Here is a 17,424-nt window from a genome sequence, read left to right as displayed (position 1 = left end):
CGGATGTCAGCCCTTATTTCAGTCTCTGTTTCAGTCTCTATTTCAGCCTCTGTTTCAACTCTTATTTCTCTGACGGATTACATTCCGTATTTCTCTGTAAATCTCATAATGATCGTGGCGCACTCTGCCCGGTTGGCATTTCCCTGGGGATTCAGCCGGGTTCCTTCATTGGTGCCGGTGATGATCCCGGTTCCTACCGCCCAGGACATGGCTTCTTTGGCAAAGTCCTGCACATTTGCAGCGTCCGGATATTTGCTGTAGTCTGCTTTCTGGCTGACGTCGTATCCTTTGCTCTGTGCATACCGGTACATCATGGCCGCCATCTGCTCCCTGGTAATCTCATCCGACGGACCGAACAGGCCTGTGTCCGTGTATCCGGTCACGATTCCCTCATTGCTTGCCCAGAGCACTGCACTGGTATACCATTCTCCAGGACCGATATCCGGAAACTTCTGTGAAAATGACACTTCCGGCTTTCCATTCATCCGATGCAGGATGACGGCAAACTGGGCGCGGGCCAGATCATCTGCCGGCCCGAAATGCTGGCTGTCAAGGCCGGTCATCAGACCTTTGTCATTGACATACATCACCGCCTCATAAAACCACTGGGCGGAGCTTACGTCCTGGAAGGGGGAATAGGAAATGCCGCCGCTCCCCTTGGAGGCCACATAAACGCTGCCTGTGGGAATGTAGGCGTACATGGTGCCGTAGTGATAATTCCCCGTTGCATTGGTAACCGCTGTCCTGCCGTCTGTCAGCACTCCATCGCTCTGGATCTTGTAAAAGCCGCCGGACGGATTCTCATCCAGGATCAGCATCGCATAGCAGGACGCCTTGCCTGTTTCGTACAGCAATGTCGAAGACGTGCTTGCCTCCTTATATACATTCAGGCTGTTGTGAGCCGGGGAAATCGTATCCTTTACACCGATGGTATATCTCTGGTAATCCTGATTTCCCTGCAGCTTGTCCAGGGCATAGACCAGGTTGGCGTTCCGCTCTCCCCAGTAAGGATCGGAAGCATATTTTACTCCCAGTCCGCTGGCTTTATTTCCCAGAAATCCGCCGCAATACCGGCTGTCCCTGGGATAGAGATACCCTTTGGAAAGCCATCCGTTTGCGAAATCATTGATGCACGCCTGGACGCTTTCAAATACACTGGCATTTTCGCCCGGATTGGCGTCTGTGGCATTCAGGCCAAAGAGATTGTTTTTCGTCTGGGCGATATTGCTGGTGCCCCAGGCGCTTTCATTGGCCGCGATACCAGTCATCAGAAGCGCGTTGACGCCGTAAGTATTCTGTGCATTGACAAAATCACTGCCCCGGTTGGACATCAGGGAATGGTTGTATGAAGACGTCTTCTGATTGATCATGGAGCTCAGTGTATCTGCGCTGTAGCTGGTGACGCTGCGGAACGGCAGATACTGATAATAATTGTAATAAGGCGTATTCGGGTTCACCGAGTTGGCCCTGGTATTGTTCTGGTAATCCTTCAGCATGACGGAATAATCCTGATAAAAATAATGGCCGTCATAACTGTAATATTTCACATCTGCCTTCAGATAAGAAGGAGCCGCTCCATTATCCAGCTTCGTCCGGTAACCGGGAGTCGTCATGTCGTGAACCACGCCGTGGATCAGCCGGCCATTCTCCACATGGTATCCGCTGACCACCGCAGCCTGGGACACCTCTATGACCTGCACCTCTGACGCATTGACCCAGCCCACCACGCCGGACATCATAAACTTCACCTTTCCATTGCTTTCGCCAAGAAACGCAGCGTCCGCGCCATAGTCGCCATTGGTATAGCCAAGATTGCCCGTACCGTCCTCAGTGTAATTCGTCACCTGATTATTTTTCGTATTAAAATTTACAATCTTCGTGGTAGAAGACTGCAGCGTCCGGTCTCCTCCGGACTTTGTGTTCCCGCTTCCCTCATCAATGATCCCTTCCGAATCGCCAATCTCCGTAATATTGCCATATTCGTCCATGGCAGTCACGGTCTGCTGCCGGTACGGATTCATGTCCTGGAGCTCCTCCGCGTGCGCTGTCAGGCCAAACACCCCGGAAAACGCCAGACACCCGGCGGCCAGAAGCAAATTTCTTGCCCCTTTGTTCATAATCAATATACTCTCCTTTCTGCCTCACAAGTCATAATTGCAATAGTCGCCTATATTATAGCGCATTTTTTGCCGCTTGTCGAATGGGGACGGGGGATTTCCAGAAATCCCCCGTCCCCATTCGACGTCAACTTTCATTTTCCACACAATTTTAACACGCTATCCACACCAACTATTCACATTCGGGGGATAACTTCCCGCTTTAAAGCATTGGGGACGGGGGATTTTTAAAAATCCCCCGTCCCCAATGGATTATTCGAATGCTTCCGCGAATCGCATGATGATCGTAGCGCACTCGGACCGATAGGTTTCTCCCTGTGGATCCAGGCTGACCGGATCGGTCTTTCCGCTGATGATGCCGTTGCCGACCGCCCAGCTCATAGCCTCTTTGGCGTAGTCTGCAACCATTGCCGCATCTGGATAGTTTCCGTAGTCTGCTCCGCCTTCCAGGGAATATCCCTTATATTCGGCATAGCGGTGCATCATAGTTGTGATCTCCTGGCGGCTGATGTCGTTGCCGGGCTTGAATTCACCGGTGTTGGTGTATCCGGTGACAATGCCATTTTGCTGCGCCCAGATGACAGCATTGGTATACCATTCATTCTCCGGCACATCCGGGAAGATATCGTCATACTCCACTTCCGGAGAGCCATTGAGACGATACAGGATCACGGCCAGCTGTGCTCTTGCCAGCTTTTCGTTTGGTCCGAAGGTCGTATCATCAAGACCGGTCATCAGGCCGTGCTCATAAGCATACTTCACTGCATCGTAGTACCATTCGCCGGCGCTTACATCCTCGTAAGGAAGCCCTGTCTCCTCATATACATAAACGATCTTGTGAGAAGCGGAATCGCCGAACTTCAGATGGTCTTTATTGGAGGTATAGCATACCACCACATGGTCGCCGTTGGTTCCGGCATTGCCGTAGAACGGCTCCTCGCCCATTTCTTTTAAGCTGGACGGAAGCTCTACGCTCTCCAGATATCCTTCCTTGAAGGCATATTTTCCGATGGACTCAATGCCCTCTTCCAGGGTCAGTTTCTTTAATGTGATGGCCTTAAAGGTTCCTTCAAATGCGGACTCGCCGATCTCCTTTACATTGCCCGGAATGGTAAGCTCGGTCAGATGATGGAGATGGAAGGCCTTTCTTCCGATCTTCTCTACGGAAGCCGGAATCTCCAGGCTAATCAGTCTTGCGCCTGCAAACGCCATCTCTCCGATCTCGGTTACGGTATCCGGGATCGTCACCTGCTCCAGGCGGATGTTCATGGAAAAGGCGCCCTGCGGGATTACGGTCACGCCCCTGGATAAGGTCAGGTCCGTAATGTTGTTCTCGGAAAATACGCCCGCTCCCAGTGTAGTTACCGTATCCGGGATTACTACTTTCGTCAGCTTGTTGCCGTGGAATGCGCTTTCTCCGATCTCAGTCACTGCAGCGCCAAAGGTCATCTCTGTAAAATTATTGTACTCAAATGCTTTCTTTCCAATCCTGGTCACGGTATCCGGGATCACTACTGTCTCCATGCCATTGGGCGAGGAAACGCTGTCTTTGAGCTGCTCGATCTCTTCATCCGGGATCTTGAACGCATTCTCACCGATCTCTGTGATCGCCTCTCCGGTCTCGGGATTTTCTGCCGGCAACACCAGGTTCTTGTTTGCAAGACGGGTCTGATTGCCCTGCTCTGACCAGCCGGTCACTACAGAACCATCAAATGTAAAGTCGTCATATTCCCAGCCAGTTCCGATCAGGTTGGTGTAGATCACCTTGTGTCCGTCACTTACCGGGATAAACGTCGGCGTCTCTTTTTCATGCTCTTTATTTTCCGTGTACAGGATTACCTGTCCCTTTGCGCCGTCCTGGAAAGCGTCTTTATCAAGCTCTTTCAGCGTGGACGGGATATTAACAGTCGTCAGATTACTCTTGCGGAATGCCGCAGAAGCGATCGACTCCAGACCTTCGTTTAAGGTCAGCTTCTCCAGGGAAGAAGGACTGGTCTCCGGATACTGTGAAAATGCGCTCTTTCCGATGGATTTCACGCTTGCCGGAATGATCAGCTCTGTCAGATGGTTTGCGTAAAATGCCTGATCGCCGATCTCGGTAACGGTATTGGGGATCACCAGTATCTCTACCGGCGCTCCGTTAAATGCCATTCTTCCAATGGTCGTCACACCCTCTGGGATCAGCACTTCTTTCAGCGCTGTGCCACTAAAGGATGCCTGCTCAATGGAGGTAATCCCCTTGGGAAGGGTAACGCTCTCAAGAGACGCGCAACTGGTAAATGCACCGGATGCGATGCTTGTCACGCTGTCCGGGATCACCACTTCTGTCATCTCATTGGCGCGGAAGGCTGCGGTTCCGATGGTCTGCAAAGCCTTCGGCAGCTGCACTGCTGTGATGCCGCTGGCTGCGAACGCATTGTTACCGATCGCGGTCACATCTTTGCCGTCCGCGGTCTGATCCGGGATCCGAAGGTAGGTGTCAAAGGTGAGCCTTTCCTTCCCGGCGTCAGATAATCCGGTGATGGTGGTACCGTCATAGGTAAAATGTACCGGATTCCAGAACTGCTCCGCCGGCTCCTGTGTGCCGATCACCAGCTTCTGGACGTTGCTCTTTCCATTGTCTATATGGTCGATCAGCGCTTCCGATGCCAGAGCCTCCGGGCCGTACATGTAGACCACGCCGCCCTTCTTCTCTGCAGCAGTTCCTGTTGTCACTTCTTCCTTACCGGTATTCTGGATAAATACCCATTTATTTAACTTCTCCACACGGTCCGGCAGCGCGACAGACCGGATTTGGTTGCCCATAAATACCTGGGCGTCCATATTCAACTTAAAGTCGCAGGTGGTCGGGAACTGCACAGTGTGGATCGCGTTCGATGCAAACGCTCCCTGCTCCAGCCACCAGATGGTCTGCGGCAGTTTCACATAGGTCAGTGCATTCTTTGCAAATGCCTGACGGCCTACGCTTAACACGCCTTCCGGAAGGACAACCTCGGTCAGTCCCTGTCCGTAAAATGCCATGCTAAGAATGAGGAAATTTCCTCTCTCCGTCTTCTGGCTTAACGCTCCCTGATAGGCAGTCTTTACATTTTCCGGGAAGGTCACAGAAGTAATCTTCTGCGCCATAGTGTCCTCGTCGTACTTAAAGGCATTGGCTGCCACTGCGGTAACCTGGCGTCCGTCCGGGTCTTCTGACGGGATCACAATCTCGGGATTCACGGCCAGTTTCTTCAGGCCATTTTCAGAAAAGCCGGTAACTGCCCAGCCCTCCACCTTAACGGTCTCGGTCTTATTTACATCATAATATTCTGCTTCCACTTCCCCATAGGTAAAGTCGTGAGCATCCCACACTGTATTCTCCGGGTCATAACGAAGAACCAGCGTATGGTACTGGGACTCCGGGAAGTTCTCCTTGTCGGCGATCTGCGCCGCGCTGACATAGACGGTCGTCACCATCGCCTGGGTATCGTCGGAATACTCTCTGGTGAATACATTCGCCGGCAGCGCCTCTACGCTTTCCGGCAACTCCAGTGTCTCTACGATCTTGTTGCGGAACGCATATTTTCCAATGGTGGTCAGACCTTCCGGCAGGGTGATCGTACACACGGTATCCTTCAGATAATTCTTGGTGGAGAAGGCATAGTCTCCAATCTCCTTCACAGTAGAAGGAAGGTTGATCTCTGTAAAGTTATTGCCTGCAAATGCGTTGTTTGCGATCGTCACTACGCCTTCCGGGATCTCAATGCTGGTCAGGCCAGCCATCCACTCATCTGCAGTACTGCATCCAAACGCGCCTGCCGGAATCTCGGTAAGGCCTTTGGAAAGAACAATCTGGGTAAGCTTCGGATTGGTTCCGAATGCGCCGCCGCCAAGCGTAGTCACGCTGTCCGGAAGCACAATGCTGGTCAGCTCATTTCTCTGGAACGCGGCAATCCCGATTTCTTTTAAGGTATTGGGGAACTTCACAGTCTGAAGGCCGCTGTTGCAGAATGCCCGGTCGCCGACCTTCTCCAGGTAAGTGGGAAGTGTTACGGACTCGAACTTCTCTTCCTCCGTAGCAAACAGGCCGGTATCACTGGTCGTAGATGCAACCTCTGTGATATAGTCGCCGGTTGCATTGCGGTCGGGAAGGATCAGGTTTTTATCCGTTTTTCGCTTCTCAGCTCCGGACTCGCTAAGACCGGTAATCGTGGTTCCCTCAATGGTAAAATCCTCAATCGTCCAGGTAGCTTCCGCATTGGGATCCTGTCCCACGATCAGCTTCTGATGCCAGGATTTCTGGGACTCAGCGGTGCGGTCGATGGTATGGATCCTCTCCTTATTCAGCAGATCCTCGTTGTCGGTGTACATATACACCACGCCGCCCAATTCTTTTTCTTTCTCTGGCGCGTCTGCCGGGCACTCCTCCATACCCGGATTCCAGTAGAAGGCCTTCTTTTCCACTACTTCCGTGTAATCCGGAAGCCTTACAGACTTAATCTGGTTCTGTGCAAATGCCAGTGCATGGATCTGCAGCTGGAAATCACAGGTTCTCGGGAACCCTACTGTCGTAAGCTGATTGGTGGCAAACGCCTGGTTCTCGATCCACCAGATGGTGTGAGGCAGGGTCAGCTCTGTGATCTGATTCTTGGAAAATGCCATGGGCATTACCGCGATCACGCCCTCCGGCAGGTAAACCTTTGTCAGGTTATTGCCGTAAAAAGCGCTGGAACCGATGACAAAGTTTCCTCTTCTTGTTACAACATGGGTCACCGTATCATCGTAATCCACCATCATACCGGTGGGGAATTCCACAGACTCCAGTTCCATATTCTTAAACGCGCCTTCCGCTACACCAACCAGCGTTTCGCCGTTGTCATCCGTGGAGGGCAGTACCAGATGCTTGTTGGTCTTTACCTTCTCCAGGCCATACTCGGAAAATCCTGCAATCGCTTTTCCTTTGATAGTAAATTCTCTGGTGTAATCACAGCCGTTTAAGGTCTGTTCCATCGTGGTATACACGAAGTCTTCGGTACTCCAGATGCTGTCGTCAACAGACTGGACCACTGCCTCTTCCACACTCTGGGTGTCTCTTGCGGCAGAGTCGTTCTGCGCTGCACCGGCAGCCTCTTCTGCCGTCTGTGCCGCAGCTTCTTCGGAAGTCTCCTGCGACGTGGCAACATCCTCCTGCGCCGAAGCCTGTTCTTCTGACGCTGCATCTGACACATCTTTCGACGCATCCGCAGACGCATCTTCAGACGAATCTTCCGACGAATCTTCTGATCCATCAGAAACAGTCTCCTGATCTACAGGAGCTGCCAGGTTCTGGTCCGTTTCTTCCGCCTGAACCTGGACGGTTTCCTGCGGGACTTCAGCCGCAAAAGTAGGCATTGCCATACAAAGCGACAAAAGGATCGCAAGAAAACATGCAAATAAACGTCTCCTTTTCATTTTCATCCTCCTCTCTTCGTCATTAAATAAGCGCTGCCGCAAAAGCGACAGCGCTTTCCTGACTCTTATTTTATCAGAGGCTTTTTGCCACGTCTAATCAATATACCCGATAAAAGACTCGTTTTATCGGGTATATCTATAAATCACAAAATTCCTCGAAACAATGGATATTCGTTGCTGCTCCTACGCTCCGTAGTATTCCAGAAACCGCATGATGATCGTAGCGCACTCGGCGCGGCTTGCCTGGCCTAAGGGATCCAGAAGGGTCTGGTCGTATTTTCCGGAAATGATGCCAGTCCCTACTGCCCACTGCATGGCTTCCCCGGCAAAATCATGGACAAGCGCAGCATCCTGATAACCGGAAAAATCTGCCCTCTGCCCCACGTCATAGCCCCGGCTCTTCGCATAGCGGTACATCATCACCGCCATTTGTTCCCGGTTGATCTCATCCCCCGGTCCAAAGTTTCCGGTGTCACTGTATCCGGTCACTACCCCTTCGGCTGCCGCCCAGGAGACCGCGTCTGTATACCAGGTTCCGGGACTCACATCCGGGAAATCTGCCGTTCCTTCCACCGCAGGCTCCCCGTTCATCCGGTAGAGGATCACGGCGAACTGTGCTCTTGCCAGCGCTTCTACTGCTCCAAAGGTGGTCTGGTTCAGTCCGGTCATGATCCCTTTTTCAAAGACATACTTTACCGGATCGTAATACCAGGCGTCCAAGGGAACATCCTGAAATGCCAGAAGGCTTTCTGCCTCTTCCACGGCCCGGCCAAGGTCGATAAGCCCTGCCCCGTAATAGTCGTCTCTTCCGGGTGTTCCTTTATCTTCGGCTGTTTTTTTCAGGATCTGCTCCACCTGAACGGCCGTCAGATCCGGACATCTCTGTTTCAGCACCGCCGCAGCTCCCGCCGCGATAGGCGCGGCAAAGGAAGTGCCGGAAGCGCTGACATAACCGCCGGTTCTTCCCGTGGTCACAACCTGCTGCCCGGGGGCGCACAGATCTACCCGGGAATTATAATTGGAAAAATAGGCGATCTCCTCTGTACGGGACACGGCTCCCACCGAGATCACGCCGTCGTAGGAAGCCGGATAATTGTATTCCCCGGTTCCCCGGTTTCCGGCAGACGCCACCACAATCTTGCCTGCGTTCAGGACTCTTTGGATGGCCGCCTCTTCCAGGGCGTCCGGCTCGGTTCCTCCGATGCTTAGATTCACCACCTGGATGTCCTGCCTAAGCCGGATCTCTTCCAGAGCCGCGATCACATAGGAGAGACGGACCGCCTCATCGGAAGGATCTTCCCCTCCTGCCCGGTAGGCCACCACCCGTACCGGAGCGGCTCCGGCCGTCCCGGCGATCCCGACGCCATTATTGGCTGTGGCCGCGATCACGCCTGCGATCTGCGTCCCGTGGCCGATCAGGTCCGTCATAGACCGGTCGGAACCGGAAATGTAATCATAGCCGATCTCACAGCGCCCGGCCAGATCCTCGTGTTCTGTCATCACGCCGGTATCGATCACCGCCACCTTTACCACGGCCGCGCCGGGAGACGTATCCCAGACCTGGTCTGCTCCAATAGATGTAAACTGCCAGGCAGCGCCATTTTGCACATAGGGGTCATTGGGAAGGCTGTGAAGGGGGATCTTCCTGTCTCTTCCCACAGCTGCCACCTCCGGCCTGTCGGAAAGCGTCTCTATGACCGCATCGGCGTCGGCGTCCTCTGCCACGGTCAGCACCTCCACGGTTCCGCCCAGTTCCCTGGCGTCTCTGATCTCTTCGCCATACAGTTCCTGGATCCTGCGGCTGCCGGACTCCTGGCTTCTGGCATCCTCATACAACACAATGATCTGGCTGCCGGACTCCTCTGTTTCCATATCCGCCTCCGAAGCATGGAGAAGCTCCGGACCGGATAAGATCCACAGAAACAGGCAAAGACCTGCCGCCTGCAAAAATTTCTGTAATCCTTTCATTCGCCCCTCTTCTTTCTGAAGCGGATCCTTTCATCCGCTTTTTCTACGCTATACACCACAGGTGGTTACAAACCGGTTGATGATCGTAGCACACTCGGCGCGGTTGGCATTTCCCCTGGGATCCAGCCTGGTCCCATTATCTTTTCCAGTGATGATCCCGGTTCCGACCGCCCAGCGCATGGCTTCCACTGCAAATCCATCCACCTGGGACGCATCCTGATACCGGCTGAAATCTGCCTTCGTGCTGGTGTCGTATCCTTTTGCCTGTGCATAGCGGTACATCATGACCGCCATCTGCTCCCGGTTGATCTTATCCCCCGGGCCAAAGTTTCCGGTGTCACTGTATCCGGTCACTACCCCTGTATCTGCAGCCCAGAGAATGGCGTCCGTATACCACTGACCATTTGCCACATCCGGGAACTGCGGGCTATATGCCACCTTGGGTTCTCCGTTCATCCGGTGAAGAATAACGGCAAACTGCGCGCGGGCCAGCGGATCGGCCGCTCCAAAATAGGTATCATTCAGACCGGTCATCAGCTCCAGCGCATAGACATACTCTACATATCCGTAATACCAGCTGCTGGTCGTCACATCGCTAAACTGCATAGGCGGATAGGAAAAGATCTGCAGGGTTGTGGTGCATCCGTTGTAGGAAATCGTAATGTCCTGGATGGCATTCACCGCATCCTTATCATACCCGCTGCACATGGCGTCGATCAGGGGCAGATAAGAGGTGCCGTGATCGCACTGTACTTCCACAGCCAGCCCCAGAGTATCAAAGGAAGACCCTGCCGGCATCAGCAGGATCCGGCCTTCCAGGCCCGGCAGCCGGATACTCTGTGTGGTACATCCACCGGCAAAAAGCTGCACCCAGTGATGGGTATAACTAGTGCCAGGGCCGTAATAATAGCCTACTCCCATGTGATTATAGTCAGACAGCATGTTCGCCTGATGCCCCGGACTGTTCCACCAGGCATTGATCACTTCCCAGGCATCCGTCTGGCCGGCGGCAATATTTTCTCCCGCAGTCAGGTAGGAAATCCCCTGCTCCTGCAGGGCAGTCAAACAGTCTGTCCCGTTTGGCCTGGTATGGCTGAAAAGGGCGACAAGCTCCTGCGCCCGCACGTCGCAGGCCGCCTGCAGGGCATTAAAGGTAGACAAGGGCTGCAGTCCGTTTCCCATCCGGATGGAATTGGTGTAATACAGGACTCCAAACTCCTGCTCATTCAGGTTCAGATCCACTGCCTGAAGCCCCCGAAGCTCCTCTGCCTCCACATAGGCTGATACGACCTCCTTTTCATTCTCCGCCGCATACCCGGTCTCGTTCGCCCCTGCAAATAAACTGCAGCTTAAGATCAGTGCCAGCGCTGCTGCGATGAATCTTCGTTTCATAACTTTCACTCCTCTCTTTTGGTTCCGATTCTCTCGTCTCTACCACTATTCTATCCCCTATTTCCGATAAGGGCAAGAAAAATGTAGCCGGTCCTTCCTCTTCTGCCGCCAAAAAAAGACGCCCGCCGGATGAAGCCTGTCCTGGCTTCATCCGGGGACGTCCCGTTTTCTTTTTTCCCCGGATCCCTGACGTCCGGTTGGAGTCCTCTATCTATCTGACTGCCCGCAGATACCGCATCAGCATGGTGGCACACTCCGCCCTGCTGGCATTCTTCTGAGGGCTTAAGTTTCCATTGTCGCCGGTGATGATCCCTTTGCCCACGCACCAGGCCATGGCTTCCCGGGCAAACGCATTGACCGCGGCATTGTCCGGATATACGGACAGATCCGCTTTTTCACTGACGTCGCATCCGGTCAGAGAAGCGTATCGGTACAGCATGGTGGCCAGCTGTTCCCGGTTGATCGAATCCCCCGGTCCAAAGGTGCCCGTTGCTTCGTATCCGGTGATCACACCATTTTCATTGGCCCAGGTGACCGCATTGGTATACCACTCCCCTTCCGGCACATCCGGAAAGATCTCCTGATACGTTACCGCAGGCTCTCCGCTCATCCGGTAAAGAATGGTGGCAAACTGCGCCCTTGCCAGGTTATCTCCTGCAGAGAAAATATTGTCCTCAGTTCCGGTCATCAGAGAGGAGAGATAAACAAGCGCCACATCTTTTGCATACCAGGCGTTGTACGGCACATCTGCAAACGGCTCCAGGAATCTCTGCAGCAGCACGGCATATTCCGCCCTGCTGGTGGTTCCCTGGGGATCCAGACGGGCGCCGTCCTCTTTGCCCTTGATCAGTCCTCTTCCTACGATCCAGGCCATGGCATCCGCCGCAAAATCACTGACCCATCCTGCATCCTGGTATCCAGACAGGTCTGCCTTATCCGTGGTCAGGCATCCCTTGTATGTCACATAATTATAAACAATCTTTGCCAGCTGTTCTCTGGTCACCGTGTCGTCTGGACCGAAATTGCCGTTGGAATAGCCGTTTACAATGCCGTTCTCACTTGCCCAGAGGACGGCGTCTGTATAACTCTCTCCCGCGCTCACATCGGGGAACCTGGAAGCGTCGGTGGCCCTTGGCTTTCCTTCGATCTGCCACAGGGATGTCACCGTCTGGCTCCTGGTCAGTTCCTCATAAGGACCGAAAACTGTCTCGGACAATCCATCCATTACTCCAGCTTCCATCATCAGATCCACAGCTCCAATGAACCACTCATCTCCGGTGAGATCCTGATACTTGCCCTGGTAGGGCACCCCGTGATCTTCCGGGTAGCCGATCAGGTAATTCATGTCCACTCTTCCGGCAATTCCCGGCACTTCGCCGGTGTCGGAATACTGCCAAAGGGTGTATTCGCCGGTATAAGTACAGGTGGTATTCCACTGCGCCACCCAGGTGTACCACTGGGAGAAGCACTCTGCCGTCAGATACTCGTTCAGCCAGCTTAAGTTGGCGTAGACGCCTACCGGATATCCCGCCTCCTCAATGGCCGCACAGAACGTTTCTGCGATCTCTGCCAGCCGCTTCTGCGTGGCCTGGATATCCACACCATTGGAAACCGGATTGCGGACCAGCGTACTGTTGTCTTCCATATCAAAGAAAATGGGATAAGCCAGATGGTGTCCCTCCACCAGACGCAGCACATGCGCCGCCTCACTTCTGGCTCTTTCTGTGTTGGTTGCATAAGAATAAATATAGACGCCATAGGGAATGCCCAGGCGCTCGCACTCAGAGACATTTCTCTCAAAGTACTTGTCATCCTGTCTTTCGTCGTCTCCGCCGTACCCTACCCGGAGAATGGCAAAATCAATACCGGATTCTTTGACCTGCTCCCAGTCAATCTCCCCCTGCCACTCGCTGACGTCAATCCCTTTTCTGGTCGCGTTCTCATGATAGGCTTCTGTGTTCAGGTCTCTGGTTCCTTCCGCCTCCTGCCGGACGGGCTGGCCGTCCTGGTACCGGAAGCTGTTGGCCTTCAGACCCTGATCGATCTCCGGGATCAGCTCTTCTGTCCCTTCTGTCCCGGTCTCCGGCTCAGCCGCAAGTGCAGCCGTGCCATTTGTAGCAAGCATTCCCGCGATCAGCGCCGCGCAAAGCCATCGTTTCATCTTTATCCTCTTCATTCGCGTCCTCCTGTTTTCGCTGTTGTTATCCTTTCCGCCGGATCACGCTGCCCATCTTACGCACGGGCCTGGTCATTTTCCAGCTGGTAGAATTTTCCATGCTTTCGATCTGCCTTTGCTGCTGGTCTTTGACTGCCATCAGAAGATCAATGTGATCCTGCTGATGCTTTGTCTTCTCGGTCAGATCCTGCACCTTCCACTCCAGTTCCCGCAGCTTCTGATGCAGTTCATAAGTATAATACAGATTCTTCTTTGTTTCCTGATAAAAGGATTTGGGCGTAAACCCGTATTTTGTCTCCAGCGTTTCCCGTATCTTCGGATCATTCAGAAGCGTTTCCATCTTCTCCAGCCCAAGCACCGGGTTGATCCGGTCGAACCCCACAGTCTCCATCAGAAGAAAGGCCTGCTCACACAGCAGTTCCTCATGAGAAGACGCCTCCTTATTCACAAAACATTCCCGGAATGTGCCGACAAACAATTCATCGGAAAAATCATCAAAGAAATGGCGCCGGATGCTCATATGCTCATTGAAGAACCGAAGATCATTCTCCGGATTGACCGCGCTGTTCTGCTCGGTATTTCTCCGGTATTTCAAAAGCGGTTCCTCCAGGAATCCAAATTCATAATATTTTGCAGCCCTGACAAAGTAATCAAAGTCATGAGCCTGCACATAGGCCAGGTTAAAGTCTCCCAGATGATCCAGAACCTCTCTTCGCATCAGAAGCGAAGACTGGATCAGGGAATTGCCGTAAAAGAAGAAAAACCGAAGCCATGCCTCCCTGGATTCCTGCCGGTTGTCATAAAGATTATAAAGATCAGGCAGGTCTTCTCTTGGCACTACTTTACTATCCGGGCCGATGATCTCCAGCCGGGTAAAACAAAGCCCGATGTCCGGATGTGCTTCCATATACGCCACCTGATGCTCCAGCTTGTCCGGCCTCCAGACATCATCGCTGTCCAGCCTTGCCACATATGCGCCGCCGACTCTGGAAAACCCGGTATTGGTCGCCACGCAGATATGTCGGTTCTTCTCCAGGTAGACCGGTTTTATCCTCGGATCCTGAAAGCTGCGGATGATGTCCCCGGATCTGTCTGTGGATCCGTCGTCCACCAGGATCAGCTCCCAGTTCTGATAGGTCTGTTCCAGGACGCTGGAAATGGCTTCCTGCAAAAAGTCGTCGTGATTATAATTTACCATCACAATACTGACCAACGGACTATTCATGTGCTCCTCCCCATTCTTCTGCCAGCTGATCGAAGGCTGCAAACTGCTCTTGTGCGCCTGCGATCAGCCGGTCCACCTCGCGGTCTTCTAATCGTTCTATATGCTCCAGCTGATCCGTCCGGAAGGATTCCAGATCCTCCAGGCGGAGATAATTGTTATAGTGAAGATCCTCCAGGGTATTCTGGATCTTTTTATCATACACAATGGGATACACCTGTTTCCGGTTCAGCCACCCCATGACCAGACTGTGGAACCGGGTGCCCACCACGATCTGCGCTTCCGCGAACAGATCCAGCGCTTCCCGGAGATTGTCCCGATAATGGAACACCGGGATCCGGCCTTTTTCCCCGGTTTTTTCCAGCACTCTTTCCATGGCTCTTGCATCTCCCTGTGCTTCGCAGAGAGACAGAAATACCACCTCATACCCGCGGGCAAGAAAATATTCCAGGATCTGACCCAGCACCTTTTCATAGGCGTCTGTATAGCTGCAGAGCGGATATTTTCCTCCGCGTTCTTTCATGTCGATAGCGGAGATCAGAACCATCTTCTTTTCCTGCTTCCGGGAATGGTACTGCAAATTATAGGCTACGTCCGGCGCCCACCGGACGTTGTCAAGATCCCGGAACAGCCCGTAAGAGTAACTGTCACGGAAGCAGATCGCGTCATAAGTGGCAAACAGCCGGTGATAAGACGTATAGTAGTTCTCATCGGTGTAAGGCCCGAAATTCGAGCCGATCAGATACATCTTTTTTCCCAGTCTCCGCAAGGTTCTGTCACTTTCCAGAAATGGCCCGAAGTCTTCACTGTGCTGAACAAAGGAGCTTCCCCCGATGTGGACCACCCCATCGGAAAAGCGGATCAGCATCTTCCAGAATCCATTGTCTGTTTTTTTCAGTTTCTTCCACAGATGATCCCAGAACCTGGCAGTCCTGCTGTTGTAATCACAGACTTCCAGATTGGGAAGTCCGGCAAATGTTTTTTTATAAGAGCTGTCCGCAAAGATCCGGAAGCGGATCTTTGGGTATCTTCTGCACAAAATATAGACAAACAGGTCGTCCCCGAAATTTCCTGCCAGATAGGCATGGACAAATATGCGTTTCATTTTTTATCCTTCTCCTAAACGTCTATAGTATAGCATAGAATCTTCCGGGACAAAACCTTTTTTCAAAATCAGGATCTATTTGCAGTCATACCCTGCTGCCCGTCCTGCATAAGCGCCGCTTTCTCACCGATAAAGTACGAGGTCCCTTCGTCGTCCAAAAGGAAGATCTGCATACGGACTACAGCGGACCGGTCGGCAAAGGGAAGGGTGTTCAGATGGATTCCGTAGGTGCCGTCCTCATTTTCTGTCAGCTGGGACCACTGGGCGTCGCTCTGGTCCTCTTTGGTCCAGGCGCATACCACAATGGATCCTATGTCATTTTCCACGTTCTGGATATCGCTTACAATGATCGGGATGGTAGCCGTCTGGGATTCATAGATTCCCACACTGACTGTTGCCTGAGGCGTTTCTTCTGCCTCGTCATTTCCCTGTAATTCCGGCACATCCTCGTCAATATCCGCCAGGCGGTTCAGCATCCGGGACTTTTTTTTCAGCTCCCCGTTCATATAGTCCTCCCCATAGGTTTCCGTCAGAGTTTCTTCCATAGAAAAGAGGTTGGTGCCAAGTCCCAGCCTGTCGCCTTCAATGTCTGCCCCCAGGGCCGCCAGCGTGGTAGGGAAGAGGTCAAAGGTGGTGTAATCTCTCGCCTCACTCTTCTGTGTCTGCTGCGCGGCGTTGATATAGGCAACATAGGTCTTCCGGTCATAATCCCCGGATACATTTTCGCAAAAATCACTGTCCATGGTCAGATGATCTCCCGCCAGGACAATGGTCGTGTTTTCGTAAAAATCCTGCTCCTGGATCCAGGAGATAAACTCTGCCACCTGCTGGCTGGAGCATGCCATTACATTGGCGTACTGGTTATCTCCGAAGGTATCCGGACATTTTTCGCACAGATACCCGTCCTCAAAATGGGTGTCCACCGTCAGCATGGTCAGGTTAAAGGGGTTGTCCTGGCTGCTTAATTCCAGCAGCTTTTCTTTGGCAAACTGGAAAAGTTTCTCATCTTCATAGCCCCACCACACCGAATAATCTTCCGGGATCATGCCGTTTTTGCGGGCATACTCGTAGTCCACCATGTCATAATCCCCGTGCTCGGTAAAGTAGAGTCTGCGCCCTCCAAAGGTAGCGTCCGACCCCAGGAGCAAGGTCTGCGAATATCCTTCCTCACTTAAGATGTCGCCCAGAGTCGTCGCTCCGGCAAAGAAACTGTCCTGTGTTCCCATGTCGTTCTGTCCGATGGGAATGTTCAGGGGCAGACCGGAGGTATGTGCGAACATGGCTCCCATGGTCCAGGTGGTCCCTTTCATGGCATGAGCGCCGTTTATGGAGGCCCCGAAACCGGAAAAGTCTTCATTTTCCTCTGCGATCTTTGTCAGCTCCGGGATCACGTTTTCTTCAAAGGCTCCGCCGGACGCGCCATCTGCATAAGTCGTCTCCATGGATTCCAGGAAGATATAGATCAGGTTCCTCTTCTGCTCCGGGAACGTAACAGAGGTCTCTGCCGGATCCACATAATTCGAGTCAATAAATCCGGAATAACTTCCCTGGGAATCCACATAATCCTCCAGTTCCAGTCTGTTGGCAGTCACATACAGGGCGCCAAGGCACACCAGGATCCACACCAGCAGGAGTACGCCGGTTATCAGATAAAAGAATCTTTTTTTCCGCAAAAGGAAGAGCACAACGAGTATCACTGCAAACACCAGAAGCGCGGGAAGCGCGCACTGGATCAGGTATTCTCTGACCATATCTGAATTCGTCCCCTCCAGGGGTCCTGTCAGGTGGAATACCAGCTCGTCCATGGTCAGCTGATTCCAGGTCCGGAACATCCAGAAGACGCTAAACAAAAGAAGCGGCGCTGCCAGAGAAAATATGGCGGTCAGCACTACTTCCAGGATTGCCGCTGTTTTTATCAAAATAGCTTTTACTTTGTTCATTTATGTTCTCAACTCCTAAAAAATCCTAGCGTTTATCATAACACATATCTGTGTTTCACGCTAGGATTACTTTA

At 52.7% G+C, this 17,424-nt stretch carries 8 protein-coding genes; all 8 read right to left on the bottom strand.

The features are described 5' to 3' along the window. Positions 1 to 77 precede the first annotated feature (77 nt). Positions 78 to 2,117 carry an S-layer homology domain-containing protein gene (locus tag ABGT54_RS06775; protein WP_346663393.1) on the bottom strand — a complete coding sequence of 680 codons (2,040 nt, stop codon included), beginning with the start codon at positions 2,115 to 2,117 and terminating at the stop codon, positions 78 to 80. A 252-nt stretch (positions 2,118 to 2,369) separates the two neighbouring features. Beyond that, on the bottom strand, positions 2,370 to 7,547 hold the full coding sequence (locus tag ABGT54_RS06770; protein ID WP_346663392.1) for a leucine-rich repeat protein: 5,178 nt from the start codon (positions 7,545 to 7,547) through the stop codon (positions 2,370 to 2,372). A gap of 183 nt (positions 7,548 to 7,730) precedes the next feature. Then, a complete protein-coding gene (locus ABGT54_RS06765) occupies positions 7,731 to 9,515 on the bottom strand; it encodes a S8 family serine peptidase (protein WP_346663391.1) in 1,785 nt (594 codons plus the stop codon). Positions 9,516 to 9,563: 48 nt separating this feature from the next. Continuing rightward, positions 9,564 to 10,907 (bottom strand): S-layer homology domain-containing protein, encoded by a 1,344-nt coding sequence (locus ABGT54_RS06760; protein ID WP_346663390.1) that lies wholly within the window; start codon positions 10,905 to 10,907, stop codon positions 9,564 to 9,566. A 211-nt stretch (positions 10,908 to 11,118) separates the two neighbouring features. Continuing rightward, positions 11,119 to 13,083 (bottom strand): S-layer homology domain-containing protein, encoded by a 1,965-nt coding sequence (locus ABGT54_RS06755; protein ID WP_346663389.1) that lies wholly within the window; start codon positions 13,081 to 13,083, stop codon positions 11,119 to 11,121. A 25-nt stretch (positions 13,084 to 13,108) separates the two neighbouring features. Beyond that, positions 13,109 to 14,308 carry a glycosyltransferase gene (locus ABGT54_RS06750; protein ID WP_346663388.1) on the bottom strand — a complete coding sequence of 400 codons (1,200 nt, stop codon included), beginning with the start codon at positions 14,306 to 14,308 and terminating at the stop codon, positions 13,109 to 13,111. Further along, a complete protein-coding gene (locus tag ABGT54_RS06745) occupies positions 14,301 to 15,410 on the bottom strand; it encodes a polysaccharide pyruvyl transferase family protein (protein WP_346663387.1) in 1,110 nt (369 codons plus the stop codon). The genes ABGT54_RS06750 and ABGT54_RS06745 overlap by 8 nt, the downstream gene beginning before the upstream one ends. Before the next feature lie 68 nt (positions 15,411 to 15,478). Beyond that, positions 15,479 to 17,350 (bottom strand): sulfatase-like hydrolase/transferase, encoded by a 1,872-nt coding sequence (locus ABGT54_RS06740; protein WP_346663386.1) that lies wholly within the window; start codon positions 17,348 to 17,350, stop codon positions 15,479 to 15,481. Positions 17,351 to 17,424 lie beyond the last annotated feature (74 nt).

Origin of the sequence: uncultured Merdimonas sp. (genome assembly GCF_963929015.1) — a bacterium.
Taxonomy (GTDB): domain Bacteria; phylum Bacillota; class Clostridia; order Lachnospirales; family Lachnospiraceae; genus Merdimonas.
This window is presented reverse-complemented; position numbering and strand designations above follow the sequence as displayed.

Bases quoted from the DNA above. Each gene is read 5' to 3' on its own strand.
- ABGT54_RS06770 (WP_346663392.1), bottom strand. From the start codon at position 7,547: ATGAAAAGGAGACGTTTATTTGCATGTTTTCTTGCGATCCTTTTGTCG.
- ABGT54_RS06750 (WP_346663388.1), bottom strand. From the start codon at position 14,308: ATGAATAGTCCGTTGGTCAGTATTGTGATGGTAAATTATAATCACGAC.
- ABGT54_RS06740 (WP_346663386.1), bottom strand. From the start codon at position 17,350: ATGAACAAAGTAAAAGCTATTTTGATAAAAACAGCGGCAATCCTGGAA.
- ABGT54_RS06765 (WP_346663391.1), bottom strand. From the start codon at position 9,515: ATGAAAGGATTACAGAAATTTTTGCAGGCGGCAGGTCTTTGCCTGTTT.
- ABGT54_RS06775 (WP_346663393.1), bottom strand. From the start codon at position 2,117: ATGAACAAAGGGGCAAGAAATTTGCTTCTGGCCGCCGGGTGTCTGGCG.
- ABGT54_RS06760 (WP_346663390.1), bottom strand. From the start codon at position 10,907: ATGAAACGAAGATTCATCGCAGCAGCGCTGGCACTGATCTTAAGCTGC.
- ABGT54_RS06745 (WP_346663387.1), bottom strand. From the start codon at position 15,410: ATGAAACGCATATTTGTCCATGCCTATCTGGCAGGAAATTTCGGGGAC.
- ABGT54_RS06755 (WP_346663389.1), bottom strand. From the start codon at position 13,083: ATGAAGAGGATAAAGATGAAACGATGGCTTTGCGCGGCGCTGATCGCG.